Origin of the sequence: Micromonospora fluostatini (assembly GCF_050410825.1) — a bacterium.
Taxonomy (GTDB): domain Bacteria; phylum Actinomycetota; class Actinomycetes; order Mycobacteriales; family Micromonosporaceae; genus Micromonospora; species Micromonospora rosaria.
The window spans coordinates 5,561,477-5,579,858 of record NZ_CP191251.1 but is presented as its reverse complement, the minus strand read 5'-3'; the positions used below and the strand labels follow the sequence as shown (position 1 = coordinate 5,579,858).

Below are 18,382 nucleotides of genomic sequence, written 5' to 3'. Positions count from 1 at the left end.
GGGGAGGAGGGGGCGGGGAGCGAGGGGGCGGGGTGGGTCAGGGGGTGGAGAGGGGGCAGCAGGGTGGGGCGGGTGGGGTGGAGGTGAGGCGGACGTCGTCGAGGACGACGGTGTCGGCGTGCTCCATCAGCACCGGGGACCAGCCACGCCGGGCGGTACCGGTCGTCGCGGCGGGCTTGTCGGGCAGCCGCCGGAGGACGGTGTCCCGGATCGTGGTGTCGACGTACTCCACTCGGCTGACCAGGCCGTCGACCTCGCTGCGGCCCCAGCCGGCGACCCGTACCCCGTACAGCGGGCCGGTCCAGGTGACGCAGGCGTCGCGGATCTCGATCCGTTCGCAGATCCGGGCCTGCGGGTCCCGGTGGAACCGGTCGGTGTTGTCGCCGGCGAGCAGCCGGAAGCCCATGTCGACCCCGCGCAGGCAGGCCCCGGCCACCTCGACGTCGTGCACCGCGCTGAGGTAGAACCCCTCGACCGCGTCCCGGACCCGCAGGCCGGACAGGCGCAGCCGGTGCGGGTGGTACGACGGGCCGACGATGGTGTCGACGCCGGCCCCGATCGCGCCCCAGTGCACCGCGACACCGGTGTGGCCGCCGGTGACGGTGACGTCCGCGACCGTCGTGTCCCGGACGGCGCCCATGACCGCCACCGCGTTGGCGGCCCGGTTCGTGCCGTGGTCCACGTGGACCCGACGGACCTCGATGCCGTCGATCCACTCCGGCGCGTCGGGGTAGAGGTAGCGGCCGACGGTGAGGCCGGTGCCCCGGTCGCCGTCGTGCTCGCCGGGTCGGCTCGGCGCGGGGCGTAGTCCGAGGTCCAGGATGGACACCCCGCTGCCGACCACGTGCAGGACGGGCCGGTCGCCCGGCGTCTCGACGGTCAGCCAGGTCACCGGCCCAGCCGGGATCGTGCCGGTCGGGATCGGGCCGGGTGGGGCGCCGCGTACGGTCCAGCCGGCCGGAACGGTCAGGCCGTGGGCGAGCGGGTACGTCCCGGCCGGCAGGAGCAGCGTGCCCCCGGGTGCCGAGTCCAGCAGTTTCTGCAGGTGGGCCCGGTTCAGCTCGGCGTCCGTGCCGAGCGGCACCGGGACGTGCTCGGGCCCCGTCATGCCGGCCCGGCCACGATCCGGCAGCTCAACTGCCGGGCGGTACGTTCCCGACGGTGTCCGCCCTGCTCCGTCACGCCGAGCAGCACCGGGCCGGTACGGTCGCCGGGCAGCCGCAGGTCCAGGGTCTGGGTGCCGCGCCCGGCGAGCTGCACCGGGACGGCGGCCCCGCTGGCCAGGTCGACGCCGTGGACCGTGAGGTCGTCGGTGCGTACCCGGTCGCCGGTGGCCTCGGCGCTCGCCCGGCCGGCCGCCCGGCGGGCGGTGCGGAGCACCTTGAAGACCGCGCGGGCCGGCTTGCGGCTGGTGTACGACCGGGTCGGGTTGCGGGGTACCGGCGGGGCCGGCGGCACGGTCGAGACGTCGACCCGCAGGGTGTCCGGGCCGTCCGCCGGCAGCACGAGGAACGGGCATCCGGTGCTGGCCGCCGGGGAGGGCACCGGCACGGTGGAGGGGAGCGGGTCCAGTTGGATGCGGTCGATCCGCATCCCGATCGCGCTGCTCACCGAGAACCGGTCGGCCGCCCACTCGGGCAGGTCGACGCGGGGTTCGCTCATCTCCACCAGGAGCAGGTCGTCGTCGCCGAGTTCGTCGGCGGCGAGCTGGAACACCACCGTCTCCCGGCTGCCGCCGGCCCGCAGCCAGCCCTGCTTGCGGGCCAGCACGGCGGCCCCCCGGATCCGCCCCTGCGAGCTGAGCACGACCAGGCGGGGCCGTTCCGGCTGGTTCGGGTCGGGTTTGACCCGGCTGCCCCACCACCGGGTACCGGCGTCGTCGAGTTGCAGGCTCACCGCCACCCGCAGCGGTCGGTGGGCCGGCCGTACCTTGAGCCCGACGGTGGCCGGGTCACCCACCGCGCGCCCGATGATCTCGTGGCCGCGCACCATCTGGTCGACCACGCAGACCGTGGGCTCCTGCCCGCCGGTGACCACGGCGGGCAGGTCGCCGACCGGGTGCGGGACGTCGAAGTCGGTGGTGAACCAGGCGCCGACCGGCATCAGCGCGCCCCCGTCGGCAGGGCCGGGTCGGTGCCCGCCGCCGACGGCGGGGACCCGATGGTCGCGGTCGGGCCGACGGCCGTCGCCCGGCCCGGGGGCGCGGCGGCGAACGACGGGCCGGCCGGCGGCGCGGCCAGGTCGGTCCGGGTCAGCATCGGCTCCCGGTTGTGCCACATCCGCTCCACCGCCGGGTAGAGCGGGTCGGCGTCACTCTCGATGTGCCGGAACGCGGCCCCCATCGACTTGAGCAGGTGGGTGGCGGGCCAGACGTCCCACTGCGGCACCAGCGGGGTGACCAGGTCGCTGCCGCTGCGGTACAGCCAGAGCCAGAGCCGGGCCCGGCGGACCTGCTCCTCGGTGACGGTCAACTCGCCCCGGTGCGCCGCCGCGATCGACTCGTCCAGGGTCCGCCAGTAGTCACCGGCGTCCTCGACGACCGTGGAGACGCCGCAGGAACTCCACTCGGAGTGCCCGGCCTGGATCACCGGGATGCCGTACGCGGGCAGCTCGTTGCTGACGCTGCCGCGCACGGTGACGCCGAGGTCCACGAGGCTCCACAGGGCGTTCTTGCTGAGCTTGGCGCTCGGGTGGAAGGCGATGTGCCGGTGCCGCTTGTGCTCCTGGGCGACCGAGGCGAAGAACCCGGTCGAGTCGTACAGCGCCTGGCTGGGATGGTCCAGGAAGAGCCACTGCGCGTCGGTGCGCCGGGCCGCGTACGCGGCGGTGTCGGCGAACCAGTCGGCGAGGCTCGGGAAGAGTTCCTTGTTGGTGCCGAGCGCGTCGGAGACGGCGTGGTTGAAGACCGCGATCACCGGCTTGGCCGGGTCGAAGCCGAACCGGGCGGCGACGTGGCTGCGCAGCCGGTCCCGCTCGGCCGGGTTGCTCAGGTCGACGGCGGCGGTGACCCCGCCCCGCCACCAGCTCGGGCGACCCAGGTTGACCTTGGCCCGCCAGGCGATCAGCTCGGCGGCGGAGCGCAGGTCGTCGCGGCGGGGCCAGAGCCGCTCCTCGAAGACCTGGCCGATCTGCCGGGTCAGCTCGGCCCGGAAGGTGCCGGTGCCGCTGTCGTGCTCGGGGAAGAGACCGTACGCCTTGAGGCAGCCGGTCTGCTGGGTGTGGATGACCGGTACCCGGGCACGGCGGGCGGACTCGACCGACAGCCCCCACTGGTCGTAGTCGACGTGGCTGGTGACCAGCGCGGCGACCGTACCGGTGCGGAACAGGGTCTCGTACAGCGCGGAGAGCCCGGCGCCGAGGTCCCGCCGTCGCCGGTAGTCGGGGCGGGTGGCGTGATCGGCGGGGAGCCGGGGCACCTTCGCCAGCCGGCAGTACGTCGCGTCGGCGTACGCGGTCAGGGTCTGCTCGTCGAGCGGCGCGGCCACCGGCAGTCGCCGGCCGGCGACGGTGGGCCCGGCGTTCGGGTCCTTGCGGCGCTGTTCGAGCAGGTCGTACACGTCGATGACGTCACTGGCGCCGAAGGCCCGGCTGATCCGTTCCACCAGGGCGACGTCGAACCCGCTCCACAGCGTGCGTCGCCAGTCCTCCTCGACGCCGGTGAGCACCACCAGGTGCGCCGGCCGGATCCGACGGATCGCGTTGGCGAAGACCAGGTTGCGCAGGGTGACCCGGATGTCCTGGTGGAACGCCTCGACGACGATCGTCTCGGCGTGGTCCTGCGGTGGCAGGTGCTTCTCCCAGTAGGTCGTCGCCGCATCGAGGAACCACTGCAGCTCCGTGGGTTGCGCCTTGAGCCACACGCTGGCGCCGCCTTTCCGTTCGCCGGGGGGCTTGTCGTCGTGCCCGGGGTCTCTTCGTGCCGGGTGAGGAACCGGGCGTTACGAGGGCAGGTTGGGTCAGAGAGGTTGTCAAGCTAGCGGCCCCGGGTGACCGGGCAGGAGCCGGAAAGTGACCGGCGCGGGAACGGAACCCGGCCCGCAGGTGTGCGCGACACCTCCCCCTTTCCGGTAGCGGAAGGTGCAAACCTCACGTTTCTTCCGGAGATCTTCCGACGATGAGGGCATCTTGTCCGTCTTCGGAAGGTTTGTGATGAAAGTTAGTCGATGGGCGTTGACCGTCCTGTCCGGCGCGGCGCTGGTCCTCTTCTCCACCAGCGCCCCCTCGGTGGCCGAGCCGGACGGGAACGCCTCGGGCCGGCCGGCGGCTCCGGTCCCGGCGGCGCCCGGTGTGGCCCCGGCCGATCCCGGCCCGACCGTCCCGGCGGCTCCCGCACCGGCCGTCCCCACGGCTCCCGGCGGAGCCGCCCCGGACGCCCCCGCGCCCCAACCGACGACGGAGCCGGTACCGGGTGCCGGCCTGTGCCGGGCCGGGACGCCGCCCAACGCCCCGGCCACCACGGAGTACCACGACGGCAACGTCCGGCTCGGCCCGGCCGTGCTGCCCACCGCGTCACCGGTCGGCCCGCTGCTCACCGGGTACCAGCGCTTCGGTGGCCTGACCGGGGACGCCTGGGCCGCGGACTTCCTCAACGACGACCGGACGGTGCTGCGGTACCCGCCGTCGAGCGGGTACGTCCTCGGCCCGGACGGGCGGCCGGTCAAGACCACGCAGACCCTGCTGCCCGGGTACCGGCTCGACCGCTTCGGCTCGCCCGGCGGTGGCTTCCTGTCCCCGCTCGGCACCCCGTACAGCTCCCGGGCGCTGCCGCCGCTGAACCTGACCACCCCGGAGAACGCCCCGCTGGCCAACTACCACGTGTACTGCGTGCTCAAGCCGTTCGCCGTCGACACCGGCCCGGTCGCGCCCTGGTTCGCCCAGCCCGGGATGGGCACCCAGTTCCAGCTCAACCCGGCGTACCTGCCGGAGGCCGGCGGGACGCTGACCATCACCTGGCTGCTCAAGCACAGGTTCCTGGTCGAGGAGGATCTCACGGCGGCGGCGGATCTGCCCTGCGTGCCGCGCGCCGTGCCGCAGCAGCAGAACCGGTCGGCGACGACCGCCCCGGTCTGCTGAGATCGGGAGACGACCGGGACGGGGTGCCGGGCTGCGGTCACCGGGTCGGAAGGAGGCCGGCGTGGACCGGTACGAGGTACGGGCCGCCCTGGTGGCGCACGGGTTGCCCCCGGCCGCCTTCGACATCGAGGGGGTCCACGCACCCGTACCGGCCGCGCCGGACTACTGGTTCCTGCGCCGTGGCCCGGCCGGCGGGTGGGAGGTCGGCGCGTACGAACGCGGCGAGTACGACGTACGCCTGCGCACCGGCAGCGAGGCGGACGCCTGCGACTTCCTGTTCCGGGCCCTCACCGGCGACCCGCCGCCGGGCCGGGGCGGGCACGGCGGGTGACGTGCGGCTCGCCGGGCGGGGCACCCGTCGGGGCCGGGCCGGCGGTGCCGGACAATGACGGCGTGACGACGATCCCGAACGTGCTCGCCAACCGGTACGCCTCGCCCGAACTGGTCGCCCTCTGGTCCCCGGAGGAGAAGGTACGGATGGAGCGGCGGCTCTGGCTCGCCGTCCTGCGGGCCCAGCGCGACCTCGGGGTGGCCGTCCCGGACGGCGTGGTCGAGGCGTACGAGCGGGTCCTCGACGACGTCGACCTCGCCTCGATCGCCGAGCGGGAGCGGGTCACCCGGCACGACGTGAAGGCACGGATCGAGGAGTTCAGCGCGCTCGCCGGGCACGAGCACGTGCACAAGGGGATGACCTCCCGGGACCTCACCGAGAACGTGGAGCAGCTCCAGGTCCGCGCCTCGTTGGAGCTGGTCCGGGACCGGGTGGTGGCCACCCTCGCCCGACTCGCCCGGCTCGCCGTCGAGCACTCCGACCTGGTGCTCACCGGCCGGTCGCACAACGTCGCCGCGCAGGCCACCACGCTGGGCAAGCGCTTCGCCTCGGCGGCGGAGGAGCTGTTGATCGCGTACGAGCGGCTGGTCGACCTGATCGAGTGGTACCCGCTGCGCGGCGTCAAGGGCCCGGTCGGCACCGCCGCCGACCAGCTCGACCTCTTCGACGGGGACGCCGACAAGGTCGCCGAGCTGGAGCGGCGGGTCGCCGAGCACCTCGGGTTCAGCCGGGTGCTGGACAGCGTCGGTCAGGTGTACCCGCGCTCGATCGACCTGGCGGTGCTCGCCGCGCTCGCCCAGGTGGCCGCCGCCCCGTCGTCGCTGGCCACCACGATCCGGCTGATGGTCGGCCAGGAGCTGGCGACCGAGGGGTTCAAGCCGGGGCAGGTCGGCTCCAGCGCGATGCCGCACAAGATGAACACCCGGTCCTCGGAGCGGGTCAACGGCTTCGCGGTAATCATCCGGGGGTACCTGTCGATGGTCGGCGAGCTGGCCGGGGACCAGTGGAACGAGGGGGACGTCTCCTGCTCGGTGGTCCGCCGGGTGGCCCTGCCGGACGCGTTCTTCGCCGCCGACGGGCTGTTCCAGACCTTCCTCACCGTGCTGGACGAGTTCGGCGCGTACCCGGCGGTGGTCAACCGGGAGCTGGAGCGCTTCCTGCCCTTCCTGGCCACCACGAAGATCCTGGTCGCGGCGGTCCGCCGGGGCGTCGGCCGGGAGGCCGCGCACGAGGCGATCAAGGAGCACGCGGTGGCGGTCGCGCTGGACATGCGGGAGAAGGGCGCCGCCGAGAACGACCTCTTCGACCGGCTCGGCGCGGACAGCCGGCTGGGCCTGTCCCGGGCCGAGATCGACAGCCTGGTCGCCGACCGCCGGGCCTTCGTCGGCGCGGCCCCCGCCCAGGTCCAGGCGGTCGCCGACCGCATCGCCCCGATCGTCGCCGCCCACCCGCAGGCCGCCACCTACACCCCGCCGCCCATCCTCTGAGCCGGTGCCCGCCGCGCTGCCCCGTGGGCAGCCGCGGCGGGCAGCGGGGGTGAGAAGGGTTCCCTTCTCTACCGGAGGCGTTAACAGGGGGCCCTTCCTTACCCCCGGGTGGGGGTGTCCGGGGCGGAGGTGAGGTTCGGCGCGCTCGCCGGCTCCGCGATGGCGCCCGGCGCCGAGGCGATGCTGCCGTCCTGGGCGGTGTCGGCCGCGATCAGCGGCTGGTCGGGGGGCATCACGTCGGGGGTCCGGTCGGCGACGATCACCGCCGTGCCGTACGCGCAGATCTCCATCCAGAGTTCGCCGCAGTCGCGGCTGTCGAAGCGCATCCCCACCACGGCGTTCGCGCCGAGCCGGCGGGCCTCCTCGGCGAGCCGGGCCACCGAGTCGGTACGCCAGCGGGTGAGGTTGTCCGGCGCCATCGGGTCGTACGCGCCGCCCCGGAGGTTCTTCACCCCCTCGCGGTACGGGTTGCGGGTCCGGGCCATCGAGGAGACCACCTCGCCGAGGATCTGGCGGATCTCGTAGCCGGGGAGTTGATCCGTCGTCACGACCAGCACGGTTCGATGCTGGCAGAGCGGGCACAGGCGTGTTCGGGAGCCGTGTGCGGCTGGCCGGATGCTGCAAAACCGCGCGGCGCGGACGGTCGGCGTTCGGCCGGCCATCCGCGCCGCCACGGGTCAACCGTGCGTCGCGGCGCTAACCGTCAGACACCGGCCACCGAGGTGATCCAGGCCCGGTTGAACGCGACGCTGCCGTAGTTCTGGATGCTGACGCCGTCGGCGGTGGAGGCGACCCCGACCTGCGCGCCGTTGTAGAACTGCGGGCCGCCCGAGTCACCGCGCCAGGCGTTGCCGTTGACGGCGGTGCTGCGGATCGCCCGGCCGCCGTACGCGTCGGTGACGTTGGTGCTGGTCACCCGGACACTGGCGGTCTTCAGGACGGTGGAGGCCGAGCAGCCGCTGTAGCAGGTCATGCCCCAACCGAAGATCGTGTTGGTGGAGTTGACCGGCGGGTAGGAGCTGGAGAGCGTCACCGGGGTGTTCGTGACCGAGCTCGACAGGCGCAGCAGGGCCAGGTCGTACCGGCCGTAGGTGGCGCTCACCGTGCGGGTGACGCCGCCCGAGGTGCGGTTGACGCTGCCGATCCGGACGGACATGGTGCCGCTGACGCAGTGCCGGGCGGTGAGCACCCACTGCGGGGCGATGACGCTCCCGGAGCAGGTGAACGAGCCGTTGCTGAGCACGGCGGCGGCCCACGGGGCGGACGAGACGGTGCCGCCACCGATGATCGGGTTCGGACCGGCCGGCGCGGCGACGGCACCGGAGGCGGCGCCGAGGACGCCGACCAGCGCCGTGCCGACGACTGCGAGCAGGGTACGGATACGCATCTGGGGGACTCCTTGCCAGGGGAGGGCACCCGGGGTCACCGGGTGGCCGTGCGGGCCGGCGGGCGGGTGCGCCTGCCGTGTTGATCGATGTATATCGATGTACCCTAGGCTCCGGCGGCTGTGAAGGCAAGGACTCAATCGAGGTTAGCCGATGTAACAATTCGGCGACCCGGGTGACCGGTAAAACTCCTGCTCCGGGTACGTGTCGTAGGTGTTTCGGCGGTTCGCGCGGGTGACCGGCTCCGGTTATGTGGATCACTGTCCGGACTGCTGCCGGCCGGTGCGTCCGGGGACGTATCTGCCAGGTAGGCTGGCTGAGCTCGCCCGTAGTGGGCCGGCACCCAACTGCGTACACAGTCAGGAGTGCCCAGTGCCTCGCGTCGTCGTCGACGTCATGCTCAAGCCCGAGATCCTCGATCCGCAGGGCCAGGCCGTCGCAAACGCGCTGCCCCGGCTCGGCGTCACCGACGTCGCCTCGGTCCGGATCGGCAGGCGAATCGAGATCGAGTTCGCCGGTGAGCCGGACCTGGAGCGGGCTCGCGAGATCGCCGACAAGCTGCTCGCCAACCCGGTCATCGAGGACTTCACCATCCACGCCGTCGAGGCCGACGAGCCCGTGGACGCGCGCCCGTGACCGCCCGGATCGGTGTGGTGACGTTCCCCGGTTCGCTCGACGACGGGGACGCGGCGCGCGCCGTCCGGATCGCCGGGGCCGAGCCGGTCCGGCTCTGGCACGGCGACCCGGACCTGCACGGGGTGGACGCCGTCGTCCTGCCCGGCGGCTTCTCCTACGGCGACTACCTGCGCTGCGGGGCCATCGCCCGGTTCGCCCCGGTGATGGGGACGATCGTGGACGCCGCCCGGGGCGGCCTGCCGGTCCTGGGCATCTGCAACGGGTTCCAGATCCTCTGCGAGGCGCACCTGCTGCCCGGCGCGCTCACCCGCAACCAGCACCTGCACTTCCGCAACCGTGACCAGCGGCTCCAGGTCGCCACGACCGCCACCGCCTGGACGAACGCCTTCCAGGCCGACCAGGAGATCCTGATCCCGGTCAAGAACGGCGAGGGCTGCTACGTCGCCGACCCCGCGACGCTGGACCAGCTCGAAGCGGAGGGGCGGGTCGTCGCCCGGTACGTCGGCGGCAACCCGAACGGCTCGCAGCGGGACATCGCCGCGATCACCAACCAGGCCGGCAACGTCGTCGGCATCATGCCGCATCCCGAGCACGCGGTGGAGGCCCTCACCGGCCCCTCCCTGGACGGCCTCGGCTTCTTCACCTCGGTCCTCAAGCACCTGGTGGGGGCGCCGGCGTGACCGGTCACGTCGGGATCAACGGTCGGCTCTACCGCCCGCTGGGCGACCGCGGGCGCAGCGAGGAGAAGTCATGACCACCCATCCGGACCCGGCGGTACGCCAGACCCCGGGCGGATTCCCGGCGGCCCCCACGGAGCCGCCGACCGGCCCCGTGGCGTCCCAGGGCGGTGGCCCGGTGCGCCCCGCCGACGTCGCGCCGCCGCAGGGCCCGCCCACCGTGGGCACCGCCCCGGTACCCGCGCCCGCGAACGCGCCGGCCGCCGGGCCGGCGCACCAGGACGGCGCGCCGCCGCCCACCGGGTCGACCGGCGTGCCGCCGGCCGCTGTGCCCAACGGCACCCCGCCGGCCGTCGGCCCCGGCGCTCCGCCGCCGTACCCCGGGCCGCAGGCCGTCGCGCCGGAGGGTGACGGCGTGCCGCCGGGGCCCGCCGCGCCCGCGACGCCGGGGCCGGTGGCCCCCCAGGCGTCGGTGGACCCGAGCGCCCCGCAGGCCGCCCCGCAGGGCGTGGCCCGGTCGGCCGGGAGCTGGGCGGACGCCGTGGACACCGTGCCGCGCGCCACCGGCACCCCGGAGGAGCTCCAGCCCTACGCCGAGTTGGGGCTGCGTGACGACGAGTACGAGCGGATCCGGCACATCCTCGGCCGGCGGCCCACCCAGGCCGAGCTGGCCATGTACTCGATCATGTGGAGCGAGCACTGCTCCTACAAGTCCAGCAAGGTGCACCTGCGCCAGTTCGGTGAGAAGGCCCCGCCGAGCGACCGGCTGCTCGCCGGCATCGGCGAGAACGCCGGTGTGGTGCAGGTCTCCGACGAGCTGGCGGTGACCTTCAAGGTCGAGTCGCACAACCACCCGAGCTTCGTCGAGCCGTACCAGGGCGCGGCGACCGGCGTCGGCGGGATCGTCCGGGACATCCTCGCGATGGGCGCCCGTCCGGTCGCGGTGATGGACCCGCTGCGCTTCGGCGCGGCCGACCACCCCGACACCGCCCGGGTGCTGCCCGGCGTGGTGGCCGGCGTCGGCGGGTACGGCAACTGCCTCGGCCTGCCGAACATCGGCGGCGAGGTCGTCTTCGACCCCTGCTACCAGGGCAACCCCCTGGTCAACGCGCTCTGCCTCGGCGTGCTGCCGGTCGACCGGCTGCAGAAGAAGGAGGCCGCCGGCCCCGGCAACGTCGTGGTGCTGATGGGCGCCAGGACCGGCCGGGACGGCATCGGCGGCGTCTCCGTACTGGCCAGCGCCACCTTCGACGAGGGCAGCGAGCAGCGCCGTCCCTCGGTGCAGGTGGGCGACCCGTTCATGGAGAAGCTCCTGATCGAGGCGTGCCTGGAGCTGTACGACGCCGAGCTGGTCGTCGGCATCCAGGACCTCGGCGGCGCGGGGCTGACCTGCGCGCTCACCGAGACCGCCGCGGCGGCCGGCACCGGCATGCGGGTCTGGCTGGAGCGGGTGCCGCTGCGCGAGCCCTCGATGGAGCCGCACGAGATCCTGGCCAGCGAGTCCCAGGAGCGGATGCTGCTGGTCGTCGCCCCGGACAAGCTGGAGGCGGTGCTCAAGACCGCCGAGAAGTGGGGCGTCTGGGCCACCGCGATCGGCGAGGTCACCCCGCCCTCGGCCGACGGGCAGCCGGGCCGCCTGCTGGTCACCTGGCGGGACCACCTGGTGGTGGACGTGCCGCCGGGCTCGCTGGTCGACGACGGGCCGGTCTACGCACGGCCGATGCGGGAGCCGGCCGACCTGATCCTGCTCCAGGCCGACCGGGCCGAGACGCTGCCCCGGCCGTCGACCCCGGAGGCGCTGCGGGAGACCGTGCTGCGCATGATCGCGTCGCCGAACCTGGCCGACAAGACCTGGGTCACCGAGCAGTACGACCGGTACGTGCTGGGCAACACCGTGCTCGCCCAGCCGGAGGACGGCGGGGTGATCCGGATCGACGAGCGGACCGGCCTCGGGGTCGCCCTCTCCGTCGACGGCAACGGCCGGTACGCCCGGCTCGACCCGTACCACGGCACCCGGCTCGCGCTCGCCGAGGCGTACCGGAACGTGGCCGTGACCGGCGCGAAGCCGATCGCCGTCACCAACTGCCTCAACTTCGGTTCGCCCGAGGACCCGGGCGTGATGTGGCAGTTCGCCGAGGCGGTACGCGGCCTGGCGGACGGCTGCGCCGAGCTGGGTATCCCGGTGACCGGCGGCAACGTCAGCTTCTACAACCAGACCGGTGCGGCGGCGATCCACCCGACCCCGGTGGTCGGGGTGCTCGGCCTGATCGACAACGTGGCCGACCGGGTGCCGATGGGCTTCCTGCCCCGGGCCGCCGGCGAGCACGACCAGATCTACCTGCTCGGCGAGACCCACGTGGAGCTCTCCGGCTCCGAGTGGGCCTGGGTCACCCACCAGCACCTGGGCGGCGTGCCCCCGCAGGTCGACCTGGGCCGGGAGCGGGCGCTGGCCGAGCTGCTGGCGGAGGCCGCGCGGGTCGGTCACCTCAGCTCCGCGCACGACCTCTCCGACGGCGGTCTGGTCCAGGGGCTGGTCGAGTCCTGCCTGCGTAACGGGGTCGGCGCCCGGATCGGTGTGCCGGAGCGTTTCGCCGGCTCCTCGATGCCGTTCGTCTTCCTGTTCAGCGAGTCCGCCGGTCGGGCGCTGGTCTCGGTTCCGCGCGGGCACGAGAAGGCGTTCACCGCGCTCTGCGCCGAGCGGGACGTGCCGTGGGAGCTGATCGGGGTCACCGATCCGGCGCTGGGCGCGCTCGACGTGCACGAGCAGTTCCAGATCGGCCTGGACGAGCTGCGTACCGCCCACACCGGCACGCTGCCCCGGCTCTTCGGCGGTCCGGGCGCGGTCGAGGCGGCCCAGGCCGCCACGCCGTCCGGGCTGGCGACCGCCCCGGTCGGTGCGGTCGTGGCCGTCGAGCCGGCCGACGCGGGGCAGGACGGGGCCGGGGACGGCCCCTCCACCGGTGCCGCGTCCGGCCCGACCGCCGCCACGGCTCTGCCGGAGCACCCGGCACAGGCCGGGGAGGGCGTCGGGGCCGGGGCCGGTGCGGCGGACGCGCCGACCGGCGGGCCGGTGGGCGACGACGTGCCAGGCGGCCCCGCGGCCGGGCCGGAGGCCCGGGTCGAGCCGGCACCGCCGGTCGACGGGCCGGCGGGCCCGGCCGGTGGCGGTCAGCCGCCGGCCACCGACGAGCGCTAGGCGGTGAGCTCGGCCGTCCAGGTCCAGCCCGGATCCGGTGCCCGGTTCGACTGGGGACTGGCCGGGGCGGCCGAGCTCAGCCGCGTCTGCGCCGTCCTCGTGGTGGTGGACGTGCTCTCCTTCACCACGGCGGTGGACGTCGCGGTCGGCCGGGGCATGCGGGTGCATCCGTTCCCCTGGGGCGCGCAGGCCGGCGAGTACGCCCGCCGGGTCGGCGCGGTCGCCGCCGTGGGTCGCAGCGCGACCATGCCGGACCACCCGTGGTCGCTCTCCCCGGCGGCGCTGAGCACCGCCCCCGTCGTGGCCGACCTGGTGCTGCCGTCCCCGAACGGGTCGGCGATCAGCGCCGCCGCCAGCGCCACCGGCCGACCGGTGGTCGCGGCCTGCCTGCGCAACGCGCCCGCCGTCGGGCGCTGGCTCCACACCCAGGGGTACGGCTCGACGACCGCCCCGATCGGAGTGATCGCCGCCGGTGAGCGGTGGCCGGACGGGTCGCTGCGGCCGTCGGTGGAGGATCAGCTCGGGGCGGCCAGCGTGCTGGACGCCGTCTCCGGCGTGTCGGGTGGACTCTCCGTGGAGGCGGCCATGGCGCTCGCCGCGCTGGCCAGCACCCCCGACGTCGCGGCGGCGATCCGGGGCTGCGTGTCCGGGCGGGAACTCGTCGAACTGGGCTTCGCCGGAGACGTGGAACTGGCTCTGCCGGTCGGCGTCTCGGAGGTCGTACCGGTGCTCCGCCAGGGCGTCTTCGTCCCGGCCTGAGTCTCCGACGGCCCTGAACCTGCCACGGCCCGGCCCCTCCGGCTCCCTGCCGGCCGGGCGGGGCGGCCGGGCGCGGCGGGCGGCCGGGCAGATGACCCCGTGGACGGAAATACCTGACAGGTATAATTATTCCCGTGAGGTATGTGCGTGTAGACGGGTTGTCCCGCCCGCGCGGTTTGTGCCGCGCGGGGTTGTCTCGCGCCCTTGTCAGGCGAGGCTTGTCAGGCGAGGGCGGTCCCCGCCGATCAGGGGTCACGTAACGCGAAGGCCGCCCCGGCGTGCGGGGCGGCCTTCGCGGTGCCGTGTGGCCGGGCTCAGCCGGTTCCGGGGTGCGGTCCCCGGAACCGGGCCGGCCGGGCGGCTCAGTCGTCCAGCCAGTCGAGGCGGCGGCCACCCCGCTCCGGGGGCGGTCCGTCGGACCGGTCCCGGCCGGGCGTGCCCTGGCCCTGCTCGCCGTAGTAGCCGCCCTGCTGGTCGTAGCCCTGCTGGTCGTACCCGCCGCCGCGTTGCTGCGGCGGCTGCTCCTGCCCGTAGCCGCGCTGGTCGTACCCGCCCTGCTGGCCGCCGTAGCCGCCCTGGCCGTCGTACCCGCCGGAGGGACTGTCGTACCCGCCGGACTGGCCGTAGCCACCCTGCTGGCCGTGCCCACCCTGCTGGCCGTACCCGCCCTGGTCGTAGCCACCGCGCTGGTCGTACCCGCCGGACTGGCCGTAGCCACCGCCGGGGTTGTCGCCGCGCTGGTCGTACCCGCCGGGTGCGTCACCCCGCTGGCCGTAGCCGCCGCCGGGGCCGTCGCTGCGCTGGTCGTATCCGCCCTGCGCGTCGGAGCCGCGCTGCTGGTCGTAGCCACCGCCGCGCTGGTCGTACCCGCCGTAGCCGCCGCCGGCCTGGTCACCGCCGTAGCCGCCGCCCGCCGGGGCGTTGCCGTAGCCGCCGCCCGCCGGGTAGGTGCCGGTGGGCTCCGGACCCCGGCCGTACTGCGGGGAGTCCGACTGCCCGTAGTTGTGACCCTGTTCACTGGCGGGCTGGTAGAGGCCCGTCGCGTACGGGTCGGCCGGCGGCGGGTAGGAGGTCGTCCCCTCACCCTGGTACCGGCCGGTCGGCTCGTCGTACCGCTCGCCGTAGCCACCCGAACCGGCTCCGGCCTGGGTGGGCGGATAGTCGGAACCGCCGCCCTGCGCCCCGTAGTCCCGGGTGCCGTAGCCGCCGCCACCGGAGGCCGGGGCGGTGCCGTAGCCGCCGCCACCCGAGGCCGGCGCGGTGCCGTAGCCGCCGTACCCGGCGCCCTGGCCGGGCTGCTCGTCGCCGTACCCGCTGCCGGACCAACCGCCCTGACCGGCGGCGTTGTACGGCTGCGGGGGTGCGCCGTACGGGTCCGGCGGCACGTCGTCGACCACGGGGCGGTGCATCATCGTCGGCGCGTCGCTGAGCGCGGTACCACCGACCATGGTCGGGTCGGGCCCGGCGTCGATCCGGTTGACCACCCGGGTCTGGTCGTCGGCGCCCCGGAAGGAGCCCCGCGCGTTCGGGGTCGCCCCGGCGGCGGCTCCGGCCGGCTCGTCGTCGTCGGTGCCGTCGTCGGCGTTCTCCCGGCGCTTCATCCAGAGCAGCACGATGGTGCCGACGCCGATCGCCACGAACAGGCCGCCCAGCAGGATCAGCAGCCAGGAGCCCATGCCCCCGGACTCCTCGTTGGAGGCGGCCTGCGGGGCCGGCGCGGCGTCGGTCTCCTCGGCGTCCTCCGGCTCGGTGGCCTCCTCGGTGGCCTCCACGGTCGGTGCCGGTTCCTCGGTCGCCGACGGGGTGGGGCTCGGGGTCGTCTCGACCCGGATGGGCAGCCGGATCCGCTGGCCGGTCACGCTCTGCCCGGCGCGTCCGCTGATCGTCGCGGTGGCGCGGGCGGTGTCGAAGCTGGCGCCCAACTGGAGCTGGCCGGGCACGATCGGGTTCGAGGAGCTGCCGCCGAACCGGAAGTTGCCGCTGCCGTCGCTGTTGGTCTCGTGCCGGCGGCCGTTGCCGTCGAGCAGGATGACGATGGCGTTCGCCACCGCGTCGCCGTTGGCCTGGGCGACGACCTTGCCGGAGACGGACCGGACGGTCTGCACCTCTTCCCGCGTCGGCTCGGGCTCCGGCTCCTGCCGGCCCTGGACCCGGACCTGGACGTTGCGGCCCTGCCCGCCGGCGGAGACCGTGGCGGAGCCGTTCCCGTCGCGGGCGTTGCCGTCGGCCCGGAGCACGACCTGCTGGCTGCCGTTGCCGTCACCGCCGAGGGTGATCTGGCCGCAGCCGCTGGCGCAGCTCACCCCGTTGGGGAGCCCGTTGACCGAGATGGTGGCGTTCTCGCCCTCCTCGCCGCGTAGCTGCACGGTGAAGCTGGCCTCGCTCCCGGCCCGGAGGCTGACCTGGCCGGGATCGATGCCGACGACGTCGGCGGCCAGCGCGGGTGTGGCGGGAACGGCGAACAGGGCGCCGGCAACCAGCGCTACGACCACACCGGCCCGCTTCCAGGCACGTCGGTGTGTTGACACGTCCACCGCCTTCCGGTCCGAACTCCCCGGCCTGCGGTAACCGGGCCGAGGATCATCACGGTACGAATACACCGTCGGCAACTATGCCTTGTCTGACCGGATCGGCGCGACCCAGGGCCAGCGTCAGGCGTGCGGCACCGAAGCCGTATCGTCCCGTCGTGTCCTCTCCGCACAGTAAGTCCGCCGCGGTAGCGGCGGCGCTCGCGGCGCTCGACGCGGATCGTACGCCCGAGCGTCCGGTCTACCGGGCGGCGGTCCGTGCCCTGTTGGCTGCCCTTGCGGACCGTGTCCCCGGCCGATCGGTGGAGGTGCGCGTCCCACCTTACGGTGCAGTTCAGTGTGTGCCGGGCCCCCGGCACACCCGGGGTACGCCACCGAACGTGGTGGAGATGGATCCGGACACCTGGCTCAGGGTGGCCGCCGGACGCCTCGACTGGGCGCATGCGGTGGCCGACGGACGGGTACGGGTGAGTGGAGCGCGCGCGGACCTGTCCGCGTACCTGCCGGTCTGAGCAGGGCGGCGGGCCGCGCCGAGCAGCAACGAACACCGCAAATGTCACTACGTGCAGCCGAATCGTGACTTTCTGTATCGACACCGATTCGCGTACACTGTCAGTCGACGACAGTGGTCCAGGCCTAGAAGTGCGGATGGCGCGCAGCCGCCCCGCGAGGCCAGTCCCAGACCAGCATGAGGGAGCGGCAGGTGCCCCGAGGCGACGGCCGGCTGAGCCACGACCTTGACCCCCAACGACCCGGACCCCAGGACGCGTGTGGCGTCTTCGGCGTCTGGGCGCCGGGGGAAGAGGTTGCCAATCTCACCTATTTCGGGCTGTACGCGTTGCAGCACCGCGGCCAGGAGGCCGCCGGTATGGCGGTCAGCGACGGCTCCGGCGTCGTGGTCTACAAGGACCTCGGCCTGGTCGCCCAGGTCTTCGACGAGCCCACCCTGGCCAGCCTGCGCGGCCACCTGGCGATCGGGCACGCCCGCTACTCGACCACCGGCGCCTCGAACTGGGAGAACGCCCAGCCGACCATCCGGTCGACCAATTCCGGCACCACCATCGCGCTGGCGCACAACGGCAACCTGGTCAACACCGCCGAGTTGCAGCGTGAGGTGCTGGAACGGGGCATCGACTCCGACGGTGCCACCAACGACACCTCGCTGGTCACCATGCTGCTGGCCAGCCGCCCGGACCTCTCCGTGGAGGCCGCCGCGCTGGAGGTGCTGCCCCAGCTCCGGGGGGCGTTCAGCTTCGTGTTCATGGACGAGTCGACCCTCTACGCCGCCCGGGACGCGCACGGGGTCCGCCCGCTGGTCCTCGGCCGGCTGGAGCGGGGCTGGGTGGTGGCCAGCGAGACCGCCGCGCTGGACATCGTGGGCGCGAGCGTGGTCCGCGAGGTCGAGCCGGGCGAGCTGATCGCCATCGACGCCGACGGCCTGCGCTCCGCGCGGTTCGCCGCGCCCGAGCCCAAGGGCTGTCTTTTCGAGTACGTCTACATCGCCCGCCCGGACGCCACCATCGCCGGGCGCAACGTGCACGCCGCCCGGGTGCAGATCGGCCGGCAGCTCGCCAAGGAGCACCCGGTCGAGGCCGACCTGGTCATCCCGGTGCCGGAGTCCGGCACCCCGGCCGCCATCGGGTACGCGGAGGCCTCCGGGATCACCTACGGCGCCGGCCTGATGAAGAACCCGTACGTGGGTCGGACCTTCATCCAGCCCTCCCAGACGCTGCGTCAGCTCGGCATCCGGCTCAAGCTCAACCCGCTGCGGGAGAACGTGCGGGGCAAGCGGCTGGTCGTGGTGGACGACTCGATCGTGCGGGGCAACACCCAGCGGGCCATCGTCCGGATGCTGCGCGAGGCCGGCGCGCTGGAGGTGCACGTGCGGATCTCCTCCCCACCGGTCACCTGGCCCTGCTTCTACGGCATCGACTTCGCCACCCGCGCCGAGTTGCTGGCCAACGGGCTGGACACCGACGGCATCCGGCGGTCCATCGGGGCCGACACACTGGGTTACGTTTCGCTACCCGGTCTGATCGCGGCGACCGAGCAGCCGAAGACCCGGCTCTGCCGGGCGTGTTTCGATGGTGAGTATCCAATCGAGCTGCCAACCGGGAACCAGATCGGCAAGCACATGCTCGAAGGTATCGGGCGGCGGGTCGCCAACTCGACCGTCGACGCCCCGCACCACCCCACCGAAGAACTCGTCGCCACCCCCGGCGGCGGGACAGCACATCGCCCATAGCATCACCCGGCGCGACACACCGCGACGGCGACGGTGACCTCGGGCCGACCGGCCCGACCGCCGCC

At 74.0% G+C, this 18,382-nt stretch carries 15 protein-coding genes; 9 read left to right on the top strand and 6 right to left on the bottom strand.

Going from position 1 to position 18,382, the window contains the following annotated elements; genetic code table 11:
• Positions 1-37 precede the first annotated feature (37 nt).
• Genes ACQUFX_RS24750 through ACQUFX_RS24740 form a run of 3 tightly spaced genes read right to left on the bottom strand, consistent with a single transcriptional unit; the run spans position 38 to position 3,860 of the window.
• On the bottom strand, positions 38-1,108 hold the full coding sequence (locus ACQUFX_RS24750) for a right-handed parallel beta-helix repeat-containing protein (protein WP_428962663.1): 1,071 nt from the start codon (positions 1,106-1,108) through the stop codon (positions 38-40).
• A complete protein-coding gene (locus ACQUFX_RS24745; RefSeq protein ID WP_428962662.1) occupies positions 1,105-2,103 on the bottom strand; it encodes a hypothetical protein in 999 nt (332 codons plus the stop codon). The genes ACQUFX_RS24750 and ACQUFX_RS24745 overlap by 4 nt, the downstream gene beginning before the upstream one ends.
• The gene (locus tag ACQUFX_RS24740) at positions 2,103-3,860 is read right to left on the bottom strand and encodes a hypothetical protein (RefSeq protein ID WP_428962661.1); all 1,758 of its coding nucleotides are present in this window, start codon (positions 3,858-3,860) and stop codon (positions 2,103-2,105) included. The genes ACQUFX_RS24745 and ACQUFX_RS24740 overlap by 1 nt, the downstream gene beginning before the upstream one ends.
• A 289-nt stretch (positions 3,861-4,149) precedes the next feature.
• Here ACQUFX_RS24740 and ACQUFX_RS24735 point away from each other — a divergent pair, with 289 nt between their 5' ends.
• The 3 genes from ACQUFX_RS24735 (at position 4,150) to purB (ending at position 6,891) form a co-directional block, all read left to right on the top strand.
• Entirely contained in the window at positions 4,150-5,073 is a 924-nt protein-coding gene (locus ACQUFX_RS24735) for a TNT domain-containing protein (RefSeq protein WP_428962660.1), read from the top strand.
• 61 nt (positions 5,074-5,134) lie between these two features.
• Positions 5,135-5,404, top strand: a complete 270-nt coding sequence (locus ACQUFX_RS24730) for a hypothetical protein (protein ID WP_428962659.1) — start codon at positions 5,135-5,137, stop codon at positions 5,402-5,404.
• A 62-nt stretch (positions 5,405-5,466) separates the two neighbouring features.
• On the top strand, positions 5,467-6,891 hold the full coding sequence (gene purB / locus ACQUFX_RS24725) for an adenylosuccinate lyase (protein ID WP_428962658.1): 1,425 nt from the start codon (positions 5,467-5,469) through the stop codon (positions 6,889-6,891).
• 98 nt (positions 6,892-6,989) lie between these two features.
• On the opposite strand, the gene ACQUFX_RS24720 is transcribed toward purB, so the two are convergent.
• On the bottom strand, positions 6,990-7,553 hold the full coding sequence (locus tag ACQUFX_RS24720) for a YbjQ family protein (protein ID WP_428967069.1): 564 nt from the start codon (positions 7,551-7,553) through the stop codon (positions 6,990-6,992).
• A gap of 41 nt (positions 7,554-7,594) precedes the next feature.
• The gene (locus tag ACQUFX_RS24715; RefSeq protein WP_428962657.1) at positions 7,595-8,278 is read right to left on the bottom strand and encodes a S1 family peptidase; all 684 of its coding nucleotides are present in this window, start codon (positions 8,276-8,278) and stop codon (positions 7,595-7,597) included.
• Positions 8,279-8,648: 370 nt separating this feature from the next.
• On the opposite strand from ACQUFX_RS24715, the gene purS reads away from it, so the two are divergent.
• From purS to ACQUFX_RS24695, 4 genes are all read left to right on the top strand, one after another.
• A complete protein-coding gene (purS, locus tag ACQUFX_RS24710) occupies positions 8,649-8,912 on the top strand; it encodes a phosphoribosylformylglycinamidine synthase subunit PurS (RefSeq protein WP_067373395.1) in 264 nt (87 codons plus the stop codon).
• Entirely contained in the window at positions 8,909-9,592 is a 684-nt protein-coding gene (purQ, locus tag ACQUFX_RS24705; protein WP_428962656.1) for a phosphoribosylformylglycinamidine synthase subunit PurQ, read from the top strand. Before purS ends, purQ begins: the two co-directional genes overlap by 4 nt.
• Positions 9,593-9,662: 70 nt before the next feature.
• The gene (gene purL / locus ACQUFX_RS24700) at positions 9,663-12,785 is read left to right on the top strand and encodes a phosphoribosylformylglycinamidine synthase subunit PurL (RefSeq protein WP_428962655.1); all 3,123 of its coding nucleotides are present in this window, start codon (positions 9,663-9,665) and stop codon (positions 12,783-12,785) included.
• A gap of 3 nt (positions 12,786-12,788) precedes the next feature.
• Positions 12,789-13,544, top strand: coding sequence for a 2-phosphosulfolactate phosphatase (locus tag ACQUFX_RS24695; RefSeq protein WP_428962654.1), 756 nt, complete (start codon positions 12,789-12,791; stop codon positions 13,542-13,544).
• Between the two features lie 362 nt (positions 13,545-13,906).
• Here ACQUFX_RS24695 and ACQUFX_RS24690 read toward each other — a convergent pair whose 3' ends face one another.
• A complete protein-coding gene (locus ACQUFX_RS24690; protein WP_428962653.1) occupies positions 13,907-16,072 on the bottom strand; it encodes a carboxypeptidase-like regulatory domain-containing protein in 2,166 nt (721 codons plus the stop codon).
• Positions 16,073-16,230: 158 nt separating this feature from the next.
• On the opposite strand from ACQUFX_RS24690, the gene ACQUFX_RS24685 reads away from it, so the two are divergent.
• Together ACQUFX_RS24685 and purF are read left to right on the top strand one after the other, a co-directional pair.
• Positions 16,231-16,584, top strand: coding sequence for a sterol carrier family protein (locus tag ACQUFX_RS24685; protein WP_428962652.1), 354 nt, complete (start codon positions 16,231-16,233; stop codon positions 16,582-16,584).
• 191 nt (positions 16,585-16,775) lie between these two features.
• Positions 16,776-18,317 carry an amidophosphoribosyltransferase gene (purF, locus tag ACQUFX_RS24680; protein ID WP_428962651.1) on the top strand — a complete coding sequence of 514 codons (1,542 nt, stop codon included), beginning with the start codon at positions 16,776-16,778 and terminating at the stop codon, positions 18,315-18,317.
• Positions 18,318-18,382 lie beyond the last annotated feature (65 nt).